The organism is Lysinibacillus sp. 1 U-2021, assembly GCF_029916965.1.
Classification (GTDB): domain Bacteria; phylum Bacillota; class Bacilli; order Bacillales_A; family Planococcaceae; genus Lysinibacillus; species Lysinibacillus capsici.
In genome coordinates, this window is sequence record NZ_CP123966.1 from 672,868 (window position 1) to 689,688 (window position 16,821).

General features: G+C 38.9%; 17 protein-coding genes. 10 read left to right on the forward strand and 7 right to left on the reverse strand.

Features of this window, described 5'->3' with window-relative positions; genetic code table 11:
- Positions 1 to 108 precede the first annotated feature (108 nt).
- The 4 genes from QH639_RS03585 to QH639_RS03600 form a co-directional block, all read right to left on the reverse strand.
- Positions 109 to 669: an HTH-type transcriptional regulator Hpr gene (locus QH639_RS03585; protein ID WP_004230760.1), complete on the reverse strand. Its 561-nt coding sequence runs from the start codon at positions 667 to 669 to the stop codon at positions 109 to 111.
- 157 nt (positions 670 to 826) lie between these two features.
- Positions 827 to 1,222, reverse strand: coding sequence for a YtxH domain-containing protein (locus QH639_RS03590; RefSeq protein WP_281115663.1), 396 nt, complete (start codon positions 1,220 to 1,222; stop codon positions 827 to 829).
- A gap of 134 nt (positions 1,223 to 1,356) precedes the next feature.
- The gene (locus tag QH639_RS03595) at positions 1,357 to 1,893 is read right to left on the reverse strand and encodes a tryptophan transporter (RefSeq protein ID WP_112116634.1); all 537 of its coding nucleotides are present in this window, start codon (positions 1,891 to 1,893) and stop codon (positions 1,357 to 1,359) included.
- Between the two features lie 148 nt (positions 1,894 to 2,041).
- A complete protein-coding gene (locus QH639_RS03600) occupies positions 2,042 to 2,455 on the reverse strand; it encodes an HIT family protein (protein WP_237898683.1) in 414 nt (137 codons plus the stop codon).
- Between the two features lie 104 nt (positions 2,456 to 2,559).
- On the opposite strand from QH639_RS03600, the gene QH639_RS03605 reads away from it, so the two are divergent.
- Together QH639_RS03605 and QH639_RS03610 are read left to right on the forward strand one after the other, a co-directional pair.
- On the forward strand, positions 2,560 to 3,309 hold the full coding sequence (locus tag QH639_RS03605) for an ABC transporter ATP-binding protein (RefSeq protein WP_131521106.1): 750 nt from the start codon (positions 2,560 to 2,562) through the stop codon (positions 3,307 to 3,309).
- Positions 3,293 to 4,474, forward strand: a complete 1,182-nt coding sequence (locus tag QH639_RS03610) for an ABC transporter permease (protein WP_237898681.1) — start codon at positions 3,293 to 3,295, stop codon at positions 4,472 to 4,474. The genes QH639_RS03605 and QH639_RS03610 overlap by 17 nt, the downstream gene beginning before the upstream one ends.
- A 70-nt stretch (positions 4,475 to 4,544) precedes the next feature.
- On the opposite strand, the gene QH639_RS03615 is transcribed toward QH639_RS03610, so the two are convergent.
- Positions 4,545 to 5,060 (reverse strand): antibiotic biosynthesis monooxygenase family protein, encoded by a 516-nt coding sequence (locus tag QH639_RS03615; protein WP_237898679.1) that lies wholly within the window; start codon positions 5,058 to 5,060, stop codon positions 4,545 to 4,547.
- Positions 5,061 to 5,293: 233 nt separating this feature from the next.
- Here QH639_RS03615 and hemE point away from each other — a divergent pair, with 233 nt between their 5' ends.
- From hemE to hemY, 3 genes are all read left to right on the forward strand, one after another.
- The gene (gene hemE / locus QH639_RS03620; RefSeq protein ID WP_131521109.1) at positions 5,294 to 6,343 is read left to right on the forward strand and encodes a uroporphyrinogen decarboxylase; all 1,050 of its coding nucleotides are present in this window, start codon (positions 5,294 to 5,296) and stop codon (positions 6,341 to 6,343) included.
- A 155-nt stretch (positions 6,344 to 6,498) separates the two neighbouring features.
- Complete coding sequence (gene hemH, locus QH639_RS03625) at positions 6,499 to 7,419, forward strand: ferrochelatase (protein ID WP_131521110.1); 921 nt, start codon at positions 6,499 to 6,501, stop codon at positions 7,417 to 7,419.
- Positions 7,420 to 7,433: 14 nt separating this feature from the next.
- The gene (hemY, locus tag QH639_RS03630; protein WP_237898678.1) at positions 7,434 to 8,855 is read left to right on the forward strand and encodes a protoporphyrinogen oxidase; all 1,422 of its coding nucleotides are present in this window, start codon (positions 7,434 to 7,436) and stop codon (positions 8,853 to 8,855) included.
- A gap of 140 nt (positions 8,856 to 8,995) precedes the next feature.
- Here the strand turns inward: hemY and QH639_RS26355 are convergent, their stop codons facing one another.
- Entirely contained in the window at positions 8,996 to 11,035 is a 2,040-nt protein-coding gene (locus QH639_RS26355; RefSeq protein WP_348638171.1) for a beta strand repeat-containing protein, read from the reverse strand.
- Between the two features lie 179 nt (positions 11,036 to 11,214).
- A complete protein-coding gene (locus tag QH639_RS03640) occupies positions 11,215 to 12,300 on the reverse strand; it encodes a glycosyltransferase family 2 protein (protein WP_281115664.1) in 1,086 nt (361 codons plus the stop codon).
- Positions 12,301 to 12,483: 183 nt separating this feature from the next.
- Between QH639_RS03640 and QH639_RS03645 the strand changes: the two genes are divergently transcribed.
- The 5 genes from QH639_RS03645 to QH639_RS03665 all read left to right on the forward strand — a co-directional run bounded on the left by QH639_RS03645 (position 12,484) and on the right by QH639_RS03665 (position 16,742).
- Positions 12,484 to 13,452, forward strand: a complete 969-nt coding sequence (locus QH639_RS03645) for a YncE family protein (protein ID WP_227744938.1) — start codon at positions 12,484 to 12,486, stop codon at positions 13,450 to 13,452.
- Positions 13,452 to 14,135, forward strand: coding sequence for a response regulator transcription factor (locus QH639_RS03650; protein WP_131521115.1), 684 nt, complete (start codon positions 13,452 to 13,454; stop codon positions 14,133 to 14,135). Before QH639_RS03645 ends, QH639_RS03650 begins: the two co-directional genes overlap by 1 nt.
- Positions 14,132 to 15,520 carry a sensor histidine kinase gene (locus QH639_RS03655; RefSeq protein WP_131521116.1) on the forward strand — a complete coding sequence of 463 codons (1,389 nt, stop codon included), beginning with the start codon at positions 14,132 to 14,134 and terminating at the stop codon, positions 15,518 to 15,520. The genes QH639_RS03650 and QH639_RS03655 overlap by 4 nt, the downstream gene beginning before the upstream one ends.
- A gap of 3 nt (positions 15,521 to 15,523) precedes the next feature.
- Positions 15,524 to 16,048, forward strand: coding sequence for a FixH family protein (locus tag QH639_RS03660; protein WP_281115665.1), 525 nt, complete (start codon positions 15,524 to 15,526; stop codon positions 16,046 to 16,048).
- Positions 16,049 to 16,169: 121 nt separating this feature from the next.
- Positions 16,170 to 16,742 carry a TetR/AcrR family transcriptional regulator gene (locus QH639_RS03665; RefSeq protein WP_009373269.1) on the forward strand — a complete coding sequence of 191 codons (573 nt, stop codon included), beginning with the start codon at positions 16,170 to 16,172 and terminating at the stop codon, positions 16,740 to 16,742.
- The last annotated feature ends 79 nt before the right edge of the window (positions 16,743 to 16,821 follow it).

Consider the following 16,821-nt stretch of genomic DNA (forward strand, 5'->3'; position numbering starts at 1 on the left):
AATACCTCCTTTCACATGACTCATTCCTGAATGAACAGTAGTATAACTCATTTTTGTTCAACTTATAAATAATTGCAGGAAAAATTATGTGCAGTTTGAAGCTTCGTCTTATCCTTTTACAGGTGTGCGTTCTTCTAGTGTGTCAAAGGAATCACGGAAATGTTGGAAAGAGCGTTCGAAAATATCGATGAAATCTTCACCATAGATATTACGAATAACAGCCATTACATCTAAAAAATCAGGGAAACGGCCATATAAATCTTTTAATGCTAATGATCCTTCCAGTACGGAATGATACGTATTATGGTAGTTTTTATTCATCTCTATAATGAGCTCTGTGCCAGCTTCTGTAAGTTCAACATACGTATTACGTTTATCGTCATCACGCTTGGAAAACTTGAGAAAGCCACGCTCTTCTAATTTTTTGGAGAAATTAAATGCTGTAGAAACATGCATCACGCCAAATTTCGCAACATCAGAAATGGAAGCGCCTTTTAAATGGTATGAAATCCATAAAATATGGTGTTCATTAATATTTAAATCATAAGGTTTAATCCATTGTTGCCAATCCTTTTCAACCGCTTTCCACAGCGCTTTTGATAACTGTGCGATTCTTTGACTATAAAGCATCGCTTCTTTTTGTGTATATAATTCCTCTGACAAAGCCATCACCTACTGCTTTCTTTCACATTTTTAAAAATATTATAGCAGTAAAGGAAAAAAGTTTAAAGTTAGAAAAATTAAAAAATTGAAAAGTGGCTAAAAAATAATATTATAGCAATAGTTTTTGATAAAAATACAGATTATCTAACTATCGATAAGGACTTTAGTCGCTAACTTTTTCTTGAGGTTTTTTCTTATTTTCTGTAATTTGTGCAATGTTTTTCTCGATTTCGCTTATCGAATTCTGTAAAGCATCTAATTCTTGTTGTAAATTATTTTTCGTTGGTTCGATTTCTTCACTAAAAGTCGTAATTGTTTGCTTTAAATCATTTATTATTTGTGGGATATTATTTTTTACTTCAATTGTTAATGTATTAACAGATTGTTTAACAGTTCCTACTTGTTGTTTTACATCAAGGAGCATACCCTTTGTTTGGTCAACATTTTGTTTAACAGAAGCACGTAGCTGTTGCCCAGATTGTGGCGTGGAGAAAAGCACAGCGATTGTCCCCCCGATAATTCCTGTAGTTAGTCCAAGTAAAAATGGTTTTGCTTTCATATTAGATACCTCATTTCTAGTCATGTTTATTTACTATTAAACCATGAAATGCACCAATACAAAAAGAAAAAAGAAACTAAACGAATGATTTGACCTTCACAGTTTAGTTTCTTTTGATTATTTAAAATGTTTACTTATGAAATTTGAGAAATAGCTGTATTGAATTTAGAGCGCTTCACTAATTTTGAAACAATTGGGTAAATAACGGCAAACGCAACAACGTTAAATACGACAGCTGGAAGGACAACGCCAATAAATAGCATCGCAAACGTCGCGCCAACATTTGCATTAAATACAAAAAGCGCTACTGCTAAGAAAACAGTTCCTGAAAGAATTGTTCCCAAGCCAACTAATACAGCAGATACGGCGAAATGACCTGCCAGTTTTTTGAGAATGATTAAAGCAGCTAAAAATACAAAACCAGTAACAGCTTTATCAATAATATTTGGAACTAGACCTGCTGGGAATGTTGTAAATAAACCTGAAAGCACCCCTGTTGAAAGAGAAAGTAGGAACGTTTCTTTCACTGTTGGGAATAACAGAATACCAATAAACATCATGGTTAACATAAAATCAGGCTTCATCCCATTCACCATTCCTGGTGTAACCACATAAAGTGCAGCACCGACACCAACTAATAGTGCCATTAATACTAAATTCTTTGTATTCATTTGAATCTCTCCTCGACTATGCTAATCTATTTGTCTCCTAACGTGTCCTCTTGACCGCTAGCGAAACTTATTTGTGATTGTACGCTAAATTTTTAAAATTTGCAATACAGTATTCTGAACATTCAGATGTTAAAATATTACAAATGGCTTATAGATTGGCTTTAATACTTTCTGCTACTTCTGTCAACTGCTCTGGTGAGTACTTTTGTGTTTGCCAAATTAAGCCTAGCCCTTCTTTTTCATCGTAACGCGGAATAAAATGTAAGTGGTAGTGGAAAACAGTTTGTCCAGCAGCAGCACCGTTGTTATTAATGGTATTCAAACCAATGGGCTGAAATGCTGCTTTAATAGCATTTGCAATTTTTGGCGCTACAGCATATAGATTACGCGCCACTTCCTCTGGCATTTCAAATAGATCTTGGCAGTGATGTTTTGGAATTAATAGTGTATGGCCCTTTGCAACAGGTGAAATGTCTGTGAATACATAGACATGATCGTCTTCGTAAATTTTTGTACTTGGAATAGAACCATCGATAATTTTGCAAAATAGGCAATCGCTCATAAGAATTTCCCCCTTAACGTATATGTAAGTACATTCTATCATACTCAAACCTGTATCATTTGCTAATTTTTGATAATATATAATACAAGAAGAGGAGTGAGAATATGTCAGTATTAGAGGTACAGCGTGTGACAGGTGGTTATACAAGAAAACCTGTTATTAAAGATCTATCTTTTACGATTGGAAAAGGTGAACTAGTTGGCTTAATTGGCTTAAATGGAGCTGGTAAAAGTACAACGATTAAACATATTATAGGAACAATGTTGCCAAAGGAAGGTGACATTCGTCTAAATGGTGTAACCTTAAAGGAAGATACGGACAAGTATCGTACAGCTTTTTCTTATATTCCTGAAACCCCTGTATTGTACGATGAGCTAACATTAAGAGAGCATTTAGAATTAACAGCAATGGCTTACGGTATTGACAAAGCAACACTGGATGCTCGTTCTGAGGTACTATTAAAAGAGTTTCGAATGGAGAAAAGATTAAATTGGTTCCCTTCACATTTTTCGAAGGGAATGCGTCAAAAAGTTATGATTATGTGTGCCTTTTTAGTGAATCCAAGTCTATATATTATTGATGAACCTTTTGTGGGATTGGATCCACTAGGTATTCAATCGTTATTAGACCAAATGGATGAAAAGAAAAAAGAAGGCGCTTCTATATTAATGTCTACACATATTCTATCGACAGCTGAAAAGTATTGTGATCGCATTATCTTATTGCATGAAGGAAAAGTTCGAGCACAAGGAACAATGGCTGATTTACGTCAATCATTTGCTATGCCGAATGCGACATTAGATGACCTCTATATTGCTATGACAAAGGAGCGGGACCATGAAGAACTTGCGTGATGTATGGTCCTCTCGCTTCATGCATTATATAGGAGAAGTACAAAAATATATGCAATTTATTTTTACAGGGCATATAGCCATCGTACTTGTATTTCTAATAGGAGCAGGGGGCTATCAATATAGCGAATGGCTGAAAGTTGTTCAAACAGACTTTCCAGCAGAAGTCCTGATAGCTGTTATCATAGGGATTTTATTGGCCTTTAGCCGTCCGACTACATTGTTGAGAGAGCCAGATCAAGTATACTTATTACCTTTAGAATCAAAGATGTCCTTGTACTTCAGCAAGGCGTTGGCTTGGACGTTTTGGTCTCAAGTGTGGATTGTAGCGATTGTCTATATTGTTAGTATCCCTTTATTAAAAGCCGTGACTGAATTAACAACGGTCGAAATATGGACAATATTTTTACTTACTATTGTGTTGAAATATCTAAGTGTTCGAGGAGAATTCAGCTATCGTTATAGTGAACGAGGGCAGATGGTTTGGGTAGATAGGTTTATCCGAGCTGTCATTTTTGCGGCTGCTGTTTATATGGGGCTTCATGCGCAGTTGTTATTAGCAGTAATCGCGACAGTTATTAGTGTTGTTTATTTGATGGTCTTTAGTAAAAAATCAGTTGGCGAACCAGTGCCGTATGAGCATTTTGTCAAGCTTGAACAGAATCGTATGATGAGCTTCTATCGTTTTGCAAATTATTTTACAGACGTACCTCATTTACACGGTAGCATTCGACGTCGAAGCTGGATGGACTGGCTCTATAAATTTGTACCATACGGTCAGGGAAATGCTCAAAAGTACCTGGTATTTCGTACCTTTATTCGGACAGATGACCATTTCTATTTATGGGTACGCCTTACTGCTATATCAGCAATCATTGCGGCATTTGTAGATATTCCTGTCGTTACATGGATTGTAGCGGGTGCACTCAGCTTTGCGACAACTATTCAGTTAAAACAAGCTCTGTTAGCCAGTGGCGAATTTCGAATGGACATGCTCTATCCGTTACCAGATCATGCTCGTCAACTAGCTGTGAAGCAAATTGTGCGTTTAGCCATGATTACACAAGCTATTGTTGTGGGCTTATGTGCTATGACACAACCAATGTTTTATATTGCCTTCATCATTGTTATGATGATTAGTGAATTAACGTCGAAGGTTTCAAAGTAGAATAAAATACTAAAAAGCTCATTTACCAATGATATTGTTGGATAAATGAGCTTTTAATTATTTAAATTTATTATGAATCTTCTTCTTTCGGTATAGCACTATAGGTAGTTACATAAGAAGCTGATGAGAAGATATTTTGCTGGCGTATCCCAGTTGAATCATCTCTTCTAGCATGGGCAGTTTCATAGGCTTTAGAACTCTTCCATGCCTCAAATGAATGGGGTCCATGCCATTGAGTCATGACAATGTAAGTATCACTCTTGATAGGCCTTAATAAACGGAAGGCAACAAAGCCAGGCTCGTTTTCAATAGCGCGTGAACGTTCTAAAAAGCGATGCTCGAAAACTGGTCTTCCTTCATCTGTTACAGGAATATTATTGAAAACAAAGAAACCATGTTCCTCTAAATCATTTACTGAATCTAGCACTTCAAATTTACGGGGTGTCGCAAATACTGTTTTTCCTTCTGTTTCATGTATCAGTACAGAGTTACCTTCGCCATGAATTAAAATCATATGTTCATTAGGATACTTATTTTTTACCTGTTCCAAAAAATCGCCAGTACCAGAAGTTAAATAAATATACATGAATTTATCCTCCTTATGAATCTTACTAATATAGCGTGATTATACCCTTTCTGGCGTAAGTCTAACGCTCCGTTCAAAAAGAATATGCCTAGAAAGAACAATTTTATGACATTTCACTAGGAAAACTATACAATAACAGAGGAAGCGTTTACTATTGGAAACGGATATCAATAATAAAGGAATAAACATGCGATTTTTTATAGTAAGAATTTATTGAGGGGAAGGAACTATTCATGACAACTTTTAATGATACACTTCTACGTGCTGCACGTGGAGAAAGGACCGCTCATACACCAGTTTGGTATATGCGTCAGGCAGGACGTTCTCAGCCAGAATACCGTGCCATTAAAGAAAAGTATTCCTTAGAGGAAATTACACATCAACCTGAGCTATGTGCGTATGTCACTCGTCTACCTGTAGAAAATTACAATGTAGATGCTGCTATTTTATATAAAGATATTGTCACACCTCTCCCTGGAATTGGGATAGATGTGAAAATCAAGGCAGGTGTTGGTCCTGTTATTTCAAATCCTATTCGTTCAGTAGCGGATGTAGAAAAACTAGGTGAATTCAATGCTAAAGAGCATACACCATTTGTATTAGAGACAATCAAATTACTTGCAGAAGAGCAATTAAATGTACCTCTAATCGGTTTTGCTGGAGCCCCATTCACACTTGCAAGCTACATGATTGAAGGTGGACCTTCAAGAAACTATAATAAAACAAAATCATTTATGGTATCAGAACCTCAAGCTTGGTTTGCTTTAATGGATAAACTTGCTGACATGATTATTGCAGATGTAACGGCTCAAATTAAAGCTGGTGCAAAAGCTATCCAAGTATTCGATTCATGGGTTGGAGCCCTAAATGTAGAGGATTACCGTGTATTTATTAAACCGATTATGACTCGTATTTTTGCAGAGTTGCAAAAAGAAAATGTACCATTAATTCAATTTGGAGTGGGTGCTAGCCATTTAGCAAGGGAATGGAATGATTTACCGATAGATGTTGTGGGCTTAGATTGGCGTTTACCGATTAAAGACGCACGTGCCAATGGTATTACCAAGCCTGTACAAGGAAACTTAGATCCATCTCTATTACTTGCAGATTGGTCAGTGATTGAGAAACGAACGAAAGATATTATTGATCAAGGTCTAGAAATGCCAGGTCATATCTTTAATCTTGGTCATGGTGTTTTCCCAGAGGTTGACCCAGATGTCTTAAAACGTCTTACAACGCTTATTCATGAATATAGTGCTCAACAAATTCAAGCTCGTTCTTAATAGAAGACAATCAGGCGTGAATCATATGACCTTTTCTATATAGGAAATTTTTATTTCAATGTAGAAAAGGGGCTGTCCAACAAGCCAGATTGGGCAGCTTCTTTTTATCACATAATGTATGAAAACATAAAACAATTTTAGAGGTGAAAAGGGTAATGAAAGAAGTTAAAGGCTTATTAGTAATGGCATACGGCACACCTTATAAAGAAGAAGATATTGAACCTTACTATACGCATATTCGTCATGGACGTAAACCTTCTGCAGAGCATTTAGAAGATTTACGTAGCCGCTATGAAGCAATCGGTGGTTTATCCCCATTAGCTGCGGCAACACAAGCACAAGCTGAAGCATTATGTACACGTTTGAACGAAGTACAGGATGCTGTAGAATATAAATTGTTTATTGGTTTAAAACATATTCATCCATTTATAGAAGATGCAGTAGAGCAAATGGTGGAGGAGGGCATAAAAGAAGCGGTTTCTATTGTTTTAGCTCCTCATTTCTCTACTTTCTCAATTAAGTCTTATAATGGTCGTGCTGAAGAGGCTGCAGGAGGTCGCTTAAAGATAACTTCTGTGGAATCTTGGTATGACGAGCCAAAATTCATAGAATACTGGAAACAACAAGTGAATGAGACATTCAATGCAATGTCAGAAGAAGAACGTGAGACAGCTTGTCTAGTTGTATCAGCACATTCATTGCCTGAAAAAATTAAAAACTTAGGTGATCCATATGAAGATCAACTAATTGAAACAGCTCGTCTTATTCAAGCTGCGACTGGTTTAAAAAATGTAGAGGTTGGCTGGCAATCAGCAGGCCAAACCCCAGAGCCTTGGATTGGTCCAGATGTTCAAGACTTAACACGTGAGCTATTCGAAGAAAAAGGCTTCCGTTCATTTGTTTATACACCAGTAGGTTTCGTAACAGAGCATTTAGAAGTGTTGTATGACAACGATTACGAATGTAAAGTTGTTTGTGATGAACTTGGTGCAAAATACTATCGTCCAGCGATGCCAAATACACATCCTTTATTTATTGATGCGATGGTAGAGGCGATTCATAAAAAATTAAGCTAAGCGAAAAGAAAGTGATGATGTTGGTGACTCAGAAAAGACGAAAGGTAGTTGTCATAGGCGGTGGCATTACAGGCCTTACAGCTGCGTTCTATATGCAAAAAGAAGCAAGCGCAAAAGAATTGCCATTAGATATCGTACTTGTCGAGTCGTCATTACGTCTTGGCGGAAAAATTCAAACTCTAAGAAAAGATGGATTCATTATTGAGCGTGGGCCAGAATCTTTTTTTGATCGTGAAAACTATGTCAATGCTTTAGCGAAGGATCTCGGGATCGAACAGAAACTATTAACAAGTAATGCGGGTCCAAACTATGTTGCTGTTGGTAGTCAGTTATATCCAATACCTAGTCATCTCCTATCTGGAGAGACACCACATATCTCTTCATTCATAACTTCTGGCCTGTTCTCACTTAGTGGTAAAGTTCGTGCGGCGGGGGACTTTTTCATTCCTCGTTCTACACAGGATGACGATCAACCATTAGGCGCTTTTTTTAGAAGAAGATTTGGTGCAGAGATTGTGGAAAATCTAGTAGAGCCCCTACTAGCGGGTACATTTGCAGGGGATATTGAGCAATTAAGTATGAGTTCAACCTTCCCGCAGCTTTATAGTTTAGAACAACAATATCGTAGTTTGCTGATTGGTATGAAGAAGTCAGGCACGAATTTCTTAAGCAATCATCACATAGCTGAAAATAAAGGTATCTTTCAAACCTTTAGCAATGGCCTTGAAACACTTATCGAAAGTATTGAAGAATCCCTACTTCCGGGGACAGTGATGAAGGGTGTCAAAGTAGAGGAAATTGAGCATGGTAAGGATGGTTCAGTTCAGGTGATGCTCAATAATTTTTCGCATATTAAAGCAGATGCTGTTATTATTGCTACCCCCTTTAATATGGCTGAAAAAATGTTTAGTAAGTTAAGTCTATTACATGAATTGGGCACTATGAAGGCTGCAACTATTGCAACCGTTACAATGGCCTTTAAAAAGGAACAACTCGGTGATTTAGATGCACTTTCTTTTTATGTCTCTCGAAATAGTGATTTTTCAATTACTTCCTGCACTTGGATGAATCGAAAATGGCCAGGTACTTCACCAGAGGATTATGTATTATTACGTAGTTATATTGGTCGAGTGGGTGACGAAGCAATTGTGGCGTTATCGGATACGGAGATCGAAAAAACCGTGCTACAGGATTTAAAGAAAACGATTGGTATCGATGGAGCACCGATCACAACTGTTGTAACACGTTGGAAAAATGCGATGCCACAATATACAGTTGGGCACGAGGCGAAAGTCCTTCGTATCAAGCAAGAATTACAAGAACATTTTCCAACTGTAAAGCTTGCAGGAAGCTCGTTTGAAGGAATATCAATTCCAGAATGTGTACAACAAGGTAAACAGGTTGCGAATGAAGTATTAATGGAAATGTTCAAGTAATGCAAATCAGATAGTACAAACATTTATTATCAATGTTTGTACTATTTTTTTATATTGTTACATGAAAAAGAAATAGCAAACCACAAAATAGTGGTTTGCTATTTCTACTAAGAGCTGTATTGCTGATTAATGTCCTAACGCTAAGAAATTCGATGACATGACCAAACAATACCACCAGAGTTAGCGCCGCCTAGTGTAAGAGAGATAGTCAATCCATTTGCTTCATAGAACAAATCAATCGTATCTCCAGCATTTAAATTCACTTCTCCTGCTAAAGTGATAGTGCCATTTCCAAGAACTGCGCGTAAAGTTAATACAAGCGCCACATTGACGTTTAGTACAGGGAACAAGCCACTAATTAAATTTGTAGTAGCATTTTGTCTAATTGCAAATGAAGGGTTTATTCCTGCTCCTAAAGTAACGGTAATAGCCGCAGCAGTGGAGTAGTTAATGGTTGCTTCAAAGGAATACCTACCTGTAGTTGGTACAGTGAATATCCCAGTTGTTGGATTGAAAGCAGGTGTTGTAAAGTATGGTGAAGCAACACTCCAGTTAGTGATTGAAGTAGATCCACTAACAGCCAACGTGTTTTTAAAGGCAGAGAATCCTTCAGTAAACGCAGCCCCAGTAGCACCGGTAGCGCCAGTAACGCCGATAGCCCCAGTTACCCCGGTAGCGCCAGTTACCCCAGTAGCGCCAGTAGGTCCGATTGCACCGGTAATGCCAGTAGCCCCGGTTACTCCAGTAACGCCGGTAGCGCCAGTTACCCCAGTAGGTCCGATTGCACCGGTAACGCCAGTAGCCCCGGTTACTCCAGTAACGCCGGTAGCCCCAGTTACCCCAGTAGCGCCGGTCTCACCCGTAGCCCCAGCAACGCCGGTAGCGCCAGTAGGTCCGATTGCCCCAGTAGCGCCGGTAGCCCCAGTTACCCCAGTAGCCCCAGTAACGCCCGTAGAACCAGCAACACCGGTAGCGCCAGTTACCCCAGTCGCGCCGGTAGCGCCAGTAGCGCCAGTTACCCCAGTAGGTCCGATTGCGCCAGCAACGCCGGTAACGCCAATAGCGCCGGTTACACCAGTAACGCCGGTAGCGCCAGTTACCCCAGTAGCCCCGGTTACACCCGTAGAACCAGTCACGCCAGTAGCGCCGGTCTCACCCGTAGCCCCAGCAACGCCGGTCTCACCCGTAGCCCCAGCAACGCCGGTAGCGCCAGTAGGTCCGATTGCGCCAGCAACGCCGGTAGCGCCAGTAGGTCCGATTGCGCCAGTAACACCTGTAGCGCCAGTAGGTCCGATTGCGCCAGTAACACCTGTAGCGCCAGTAGGTCCGATTGCACCGGTTACTCCAGTAACGCCAGTAGCCCCAGCAACCCCGGTAGCCCCAGTAGCGCCGGTAGGTCCGATTGCACCGGTAACGCCAGTAGGTCCGATTGCCCCAGTAACGCCGGTAGCGCCAGTTACCCCAGTAGGTCCGATTGCGCCAGTAGCGCCAGTAACGCCAGTAACGCCGGTTACACCAGTAACGCCGGTAGCCCCAGTTACCCCAGTAACGCCAGTAACGCCGGTCTCACCAGTAGCCCCAGTAACGCCAGTAGCGCCGGTAGCGCCAGTTACCCCAGTACCGCCAGTCAAGCCAGTAGCGCCAGTAGCCCCGGTTACTCCAGTAGCGCCAGTAGCGCCAGTAGCGCCAGTAACGCCGGTTACCCCAGTAACGCCGGTAGCCCCAGTTACCCCAGTAACGCCAGTAACGCCGGTCTCACCAGTAGCCCCAGTACCGCCAGTAGCGCCGGTAGCGCCAGTTACCCCAGTAACGCCAGTAGCGCCGGTAGCGCCAGTTACCCCAGTAACGCCAGTAGCGCCGGTAGCCCCAGTAGCCCCAGTAACGCCGGTAGCCCCAGTAACGCCAGTAGCGCCGGTTACCCCTGTAGCCCCAGTACCGCCAGTAGCGCCGGTAGCGCCAGTTACCCCAGTAACGCCAGTAGCGCCGGTAGCCCCAGTACCGCCAGTAGCCCCGGTAACGCCAGTCACACCTGTACTACCTGTAGGTCCAGTTATCCCCCCGGTCGGTCCTGTAGGTTTCACTGGCCAAATTGGACAACTTGGAATAGGACCAGTTTTACAACAACAGGGAAATGAATGACACTTACTGCAAACTCTATCTATAAAATTTCCAAAATGCATAATCTCACCTCCTCTCTCAAATATCGTATTCTGAGGAAGGAGAGGAGAGGTAGACACATAACTATTAATTACTTGTAAATAGAGAGTTATTTATAGATTCGTTGCAATTGTATTTAAGATAATTGGATGTTTATCCTGTGAATAGAAGACGAAACTTTTTAGATGGTGATTGATATTTTTTAAGAGTCATTTTGATTGATTGTTAAAATACGCTTGAAATACTCTTTATTGTGTAGAATTTTTGGGTCATTCGGAATAAACGAGCCCGCTAATTCATTATGGGCATTGGCTAGTTCATATTGTTGTAAGCGATCGTAAAGAACACAGAGCTGTAAGTGGGGTAGCCATGTAGAAAAGCTTTTGTTTTGAAAGGGCGCATTTGGCTTCTGTTTAATCACTAGAGCTTGCTCATACCAAAATATAGCTTCGTAATTTCTAGATTGTTCCATAAAGTGATAACCTAGGCGACAGCAGGCTTCTGGTCGGGGGATATCGTATTCAAAGCTTCGTAGTATAGCGCTGAAATTGTTTTCTTTATCGTTTAAATGGGAATAGCAATCAGCTAATTTTAAGCAGGCACGTATGTTATCTTCAATCCACCCTAATTTGGACGTTAAAAATAATTCATAATAATAAATAGCTTCCTCAAACAGGCCATGATCTACTAATTCATTAGCAAAATAAAATGTATCACGTGGTGATAGTGTTTCTCCCGTTTCAATCAGTTGTCTATAAATCGTAATATTGCGGGAGTGATCATGGGTTAACGGTAAATGGCTGACAGCAACATCACTATCAAACAACATACCACAAACTTCTAAATATTCATGAACTGCACCAATCCATTGAAATTGCTTTTCCCTCTTGACAAGGCGATATCTTCTTATTAAGGTATCTGCATTTCCCTCATGATCGAAACTTAAATGATAATTCATAGAAACAGCATCAATATCGGAAGTAAGAGATGCTTTGAGTGCCTTTAATTTTTGGCGGTCTTCGTCTAAAAAAACATCGTCAGCATCAAGCCAGAGGATGTATTCTTTTGTTGCTTGTTGAAAGGAAAAGTTTCGTGCTGCTGCAAAGTGATGTATCCATTTAAAATCAAAAATTCGGTCTGTATATTGTGCAACCACTTGCTTTGTACTATCTGTTGATCCCGTATCAACAATATTAATTTCGTCTACTATATCTTTGACAGAGTCAAGACATCGACCAATAACATCTTCTTCATTTTTTACAATCATACATAAGCTAATGGATATCATACTCTATTCCTCCTTACCATTATCTTTGTAATATATGTAAGGACGGAAATATTGGTTGGATGATTGAACTGTTAGAAGAATTGCGCGCCTGATATGTGAAATGTATTTTCATGGTTTGTCATAAATTTACCTTCCAAGTTTCACCCGAATTTCACAATTGTGAAGTATAGTAAAGGGGCAGAGGTGATAAAGTTGAAAAAATGGGCATTCTTCATTTTTTCGTTACTACAAATTATATGGTTAGCGGGTTGCGCTGAAAAGTCATATGAACCCATTGAAAAGGAACGAAGTTTTATAGCTTCATTAAATATACAAGAGCCATCATTAGATTTTATTGATGAGGATGGGAATATACTTGCGACATGGTTATTTGATAAGGCTTATTCAGGGGCCATCCTATTAGGAAATGACCAAGTTTTATTATATGGACACCAATTAAATAACATCGACGTCTATACAATATCCACTGGAGAAAAGCTCTATTCAAAAAAAGTAGAGATTGGTACGACCAATGTATACTACGATGACAACATCAAGCAATTTTTTATCACGAATAGTAAAACCAATACAGTGACAAGCTTTGATCAAGAAGGCAATCAGCTAGCTTCACAACAACTTGGCAATTATCCCATGTCAATGACATCGTATAGGGATAAACTATATGTTATTAATTTTAAAGATACAAAGTTATCTGTGTTAAATATGAAGGATTTAAAAATTGAGCAAGAGTGGCCGATTCAAAAATCTGCACATGGAATAGCTGTTCTAGAAGAAACACATGAGCTATGGGTAGGCGGTCATGGGGAAGGAAGTAAGCCAAATAGTTCTGTTAAAAAATATGATTTGACTACAGGTCAACTGCATGGAGAGATTGACATGCCTTTGATGCCAGTAGGATTAAAAAAGACCAAAGATGCTGTTCTTGTTGTAAGTCATGGTCACAACGAGTTATATGTGGCTGACTTTGATGGCCATATCAAATGGCAACAAGAGGTTGGGGCAAATCCATTTGTAGTGGATCAATTTAAAGATTATATTGTTGTCGCTGGCTATGATGATCATACATTGTATTTTATAAAAGATGGCCAGAAGGAAAAAACAGTTGATGTAGGGAAAGGTGCTTTTCAGCTGTTAGTAAGGGAGGAACAATGATGACAACTGTATTAATAGTTGATGATGAGCAGGATATGCGTAATTTAATTGAAATGATGCTCAATAACTCTGATATAGAGACATATACTGCCGCTAGTGGAACTGAGGCTTACGATGTAATAGTGCGTGAAAATATAGATTTAGTCTTACTTGATGTTATGATGCCACATGAGGATGGTTTTGTTGTTTGTCAAAGTATTCGGGCTATGTCCAATGTGCCGATTATTTTTTTAACTGCACGTGATGCGAATGAGGATAAAGTGAAAGGTCTTACACTTGGCGGAGATGATTATATTGTTAAGCCATTTACACATGATGAACTCGTAGCCAGAATTTATGCTGTATTAAGACGAAGTGGTGCAAATATTACAGAACTACAGCAAAAGTATGTAATTTTTGGCTCTATTAAAATAGATGAAATAGCACGAAAAGTATCTGTTGATGGAAAGAGTATTCCACTTACTTTAAAGGAATTTGAACTCTTACACTTATTTATGAAAAATCCAGGAAATGCCTATTCGAGAGAGCAATTATTAGAACGCATTTGGGATATTGATTATGTAGGTGGAACACGCACGGTAGATACACATATTAAAACTTTACGAATAAAGCTTGGAAAGGATGCGGCTTCACATATCCAAACCGTTTGGGGTGTGGGCTACCGCTTTGATCCTGGCGAATGAAAAAAATTGCCACGCGCATTTGGTTGTTAATTTTCGCCTTTTTAATTATTACCGTCGTCTTTATGTATGTTCTCACAAATTTTTTATATCAACGTTTATATGTACAAGATACAGAAGATACAATGGTCGAAGTTGGATTGAAGCTACAGACAATGTATGACAATGGCAAGGTAACGGATGAATTTATTGCAGATATTGAAGAATTTAATGATTATTCCAACTTGAATATATTTGCGGTAAGGAATCCTCGTGAATTAAGTGCCTGTGTTCCATTTGATATCGATTATGAGACATTGATTGGTCCTGAGGAAAGACAAAAATTATTGGCAGGAAAGTATGTGCAAAAAATTGGGTACGAGCCTCGTTTTGATCGACAACTTATTTCGGTGGTTGTACCACTTGTTGATCAAAATCGATTAGAAGGTATTATTTATATTTATTTCCCACTGGCCAAAATTAGTGAATTGGCAAATAGTGGCGTTATTTTATTGTTTATTAGTGCCTTCATATTTTTAGTAGTTGTTAGCTATTTAATTTATAAAGGGATTCGACATATTATGCGACCATTAAACGATTTACAGCTTGCAGTGGAGCAGATGTCCTATGGGAATTATGAGACTCGTGTACCTGTCAATTCACGGGATGAAATCGGTAAATTATCTAGTACCTTTAATAAAATGGCAGAGGCCATTCAGCAAGAGGATGAAGCCCAAAAAACATTCTTGGCAACAGTCTCGCATGAATTACGAACACCGATTAGCTATGTAAAGGGCTATAGCGAAGCCATGCAAAATGGCATCATCACAGAAGGCCAAAAAGAAGAAACTATTCAGCTAATCGTACGTGAGGCCAATCGCATGGAACGCTTAACAAACGAATTACTTCAGCTGGCAAGAACAGAAAATGAACAAACCGAAATTGATTTATATCCAATTCCGTTAGGTGAAACATTACGAGAGGTTCAAAAAATCTTAACGCATCAAGCAAATAAAAAGAACATAACTTTATATTTAGATGTAGATGATGCCCTAATTATTGAAGCGGATGAAGTAAAACTAAAACAAATTTTTATTAACATTATTGAAAATGCGATTAATTACTCGCATGAAAATTCTAAGGTGGAAATTGTTGCTGCTGAAAAGGCTGGTAGTGCACAAATTACCATTAGGGATTATGGAATTGGTATTCCTGCCGAGGATTTAACCCATGTCACTGAACGATTTTATCGTGTTAACAAAGCTCGAAGTCGTGCAGACGGTGGTAGTGGACTCGGTTTATCGATTGTTGAACAGTTATTAAAACAGTTACAGGGAACGTTAGAAATTGAAAGTGTTTTTGAAAAAGGCACATCCGTGAAGATACGGTTGCCATTAATGGAGGATTAAAAGATGAAAAAGTGGTTATTTGCGCTAATTGCAGTCCCTACATTATTAGTAGGATGTGGAGAAAAAAAAGAGGCATTGCCAGAACCAGAAGTACCACAGATCCCAGAAGTGGAAATTTTAACACCAAAAGAAGTAGCACTCAATGAAACGATTGAGCTGGCAGCACATGTTGAACAAGGTGGAAAAAATGTCGATGATGCTGTAGTAGAATTCGAAGTTTGGGAATCAGGAAAACGCGATGAAGGACAAATGATTGATGGGAAATTAGAGCAAGACGGTGTATATAAAGCAACGACTACTTTTGATCATGATGGTGTGTATTATATGTATGCACATACAACAGCTAACGGTGTTCATAATATGCCAAAGCAACAAATTATTGCTGGAAGCCCTGATATGACAAAGGTTGCCCCAGAGGATGAAAAAGCCAATAACAGCATGGATAATAACATGATGGACCATAAAAATGACACTTCAAATGATATGGATCATGAGGAAGAGAAAAAAGATGAAAAAAATCATCATTAAAGGCTTGCAATTTTTTTGAAATAGGAATATGATAATGACCAGATGACCGAAATGGTTTTCTGGTCATTTTTATTAAAGTGTACGAGAGATGTACATAACCTAACTAGAAAGGATGTTACTAATGGATCGTAGGCAGGAAATTCTTGAAGCAGCTGCAAAATCTTTTACATTGTTTGGCTACAAGGCAACAACAATGGAGCAAGTGGCGAAAATTGCCAATGTAGGTAAAGGTACGATTTATACATTCTTTGCAAATAAAGAAATTTTATTTCAAGAGATCGCAATGTCACTTGTACGAGAGATGAAAGCGGAAGCAGATGCAGTGTTGGATGCATCAGCAAGCTTTATGGATAATGCGCATAATGCTTTAATGAAAATGCTACAGTTCCGAGAAAAACATCTTTTATTTGCAAAGCTAATCGAGGAAGAAAAAGAATTACGAACACCAGCAGTTAAACAGGTGCTACTACGTATCGAGACTGAAATCTTATCGTATGTCGCAGAGTTAATACAACGACGTATTAATAAAGGTGAAATTAGAGAGTGTGATGCGGAGCTAGTTAGTTACTTATTGCTGAAGGCATATCTTGCTTTTGTTGTCGATTGGCATGAGTTACATGGTGATGTAATCCCTGAAGAAAAGATTCTTAATCTTTTTAAGGAAACTATCTTTCGAGGTTTGATTCTAACTTGATTCGAAAAAATACAGCAGTATAAGTATCGAATCAAGTACTCTTTTTGCAATATTGTCGAGGTTGATTATTTTTTTTGAA

What these genes read in the sequence shown, in the direction of transcription:
- QH639_RS03585 (WP_004230760.1), bottom strand. Translation starts at nt 669, where the DNA reads ATGGCTTTGTCAGAGGAATTATATACACAAAAAGAAGCGATGCTTTAT.
- QH639_RS03590 (WP_281115663.1), bottom strand. Translation starts at nt 1,222, where the DNA reads ATGAAAGCAAAACCATTTTTACTTGGACTAACTACAGGAATTATCGGG.
- QH639_RS03595 (WP_112116634.1), bottom strand. Translation starts at nt 1,893, where the DNA reads ATGAATACAAAGAATTTAGTATTAATGGCACTATTAGTTGGTGTCGGT.
- QH639_RS03600 (WP_237898683.1), bottom strand. Translation starts at nt 2,455, where the DNA reads ATGAGCGATTGCCTATTTTGCAAAATTATCGATGGTTCTATTCCAAGT.
- QH639_RS03605 (WP_131521106.1), top strand. Translation starts at nt 2,560, where the DNA reads ATGTCAGTATTAGAGGTACAGCGTGTGACAGGTGGTTATACAAGAAAA.
- QH639_RS03610 (WP_237898681.1), top strand. Translation starts at nt 3,293, where the DNA reads ATGAAGAACTTGCGTGATGTATGGTCCTCTCGCTTCATGCATTATATA.
- QH639_RS03615 (WP_237898679.1), bottom strand. Translation starts at nt 5,060, where the DNA reads ATGTATATTTATTTAACTTCTGGTACTGGCGATTTTTTGGAACAGGTA.
- hemE (WP_131521109.1), top strand. Translation starts at nt 5,294, where the DNA reads ATGACAACTTTTAATGATACACTTCTACGTGCTGCACGTGGAGAAAGG.
- hemH (WP_131521110.1), top strand. Translation starts at nt 6,499, where the DNA reads ATGAAAGAAGTTAAAGGCTTATTAGTAATGGCATACGGCACACCTTAT.
- hemY (WP_237898678.1), top strand. Translation starts at nt 7,434, where the DNA reads ATGATGTTGGTGACTCAGAAAAGACGAAAGGTAGTTGTCATAGGCGGT.
- QH639_RS26355 (WP_348638171.1), bottom strand. Translation starts at nt 11,035, where the DNA reads ATGCATTTTGGAAATTTTATAGATAGAGTTTGCAGTAAGTGTCATTCA.
- QH639_RS03640 (WP_281115664.1), bottom strand. Translation starts at nt 12,300, where the DNA reads ATGATATCCATTAGCTTATGTATGATTGTAAAAAATGAAGAAGATGTT.
- QH639_RS03650 (WP_131521115.1), top strand. Translation starts at nt 13,452, where the DNA reads ATGACAACTGTATTAATAGTTGATGATGAGCAGGATATGCGTAATTTA.
- QH639_RS03655 (WP_131521116.1), top strand. Translation starts at nt 14,132, where the DNA reads ATGAAAAAAATTGCCACGCGCATTTGGTTGTTAATTTTCGCCTTTTTA.
- QH639_RS03660 (WP_281115665.1), top strand. Translation starts at nt 15,524, where the DNA reads ATGAAAAAGTGGTTATTTGCGCTAATTGCAGTCCCTACATTATTAGTA.
- QH639_RS03665 (WP_009373269.1), top strand. Translation starts at nt 16,170, where the DNA reads ATGGATCGTAGGCAGGAAATTCTTGAAGCAGCTGCAAAATCTTTTACA.